Raw genomic sequence first — 335 nt, 5'->3', positions numbered from 1 at the left:
CTCACCGAAGATGTCGCGGTTGTGGGTAATAACCTCGTTGCGACCGAGCAGCTGGTCATCAGCGATGAAGACGCCGGTGAAAATGTCTTTAACGCAGGCGCAGGGACGTCGGTAGGCACTACGCTGGGCAGCCTATCCATCCTTGCCGACGGCACGTGGACCTACACCATTGATAACACCCTATCTGAGGTGCAAGCCCTCGATGTGGGCGACACCTTAGTTGAGTCCTTTATCGTGACCTCAGCCGATGGCACCGAGCACACCATCAGTGTGACGGTGAACGGCGCGGAAGACGAAACGTTTATCAGCGGTGCCACGACAGATGTTGTAAAAGA

Annotated in this window: 1 protein-coding gene; it reads left to right on the top strand. The window is 55.8% G+C overall.

Annotated features, from left to right (window positions below):
* Positions 1–335: VCBS domain-containing protein (locus AB4405_RS24325; RefSeq protein WP_372063113.1), on the top strand; the 335-nt coding region annotated here is incomplete at both ends.

The sequence above is a fragment of the Vibrio sp. 10N.261.51.F12 genome, assembly GCF_041471725.1.
Taxonomy (GTDB): Bacteria; Pseudomonadota; Gammaproteobacteria; order Enterobacterales; family Vibrionaceae; genus Vibrio.
The sequence above is the reverse complement of the archived record's forward strand: the minus strand, read 5'-3'. Positions and strand labels throughout refer to the sequence as shown.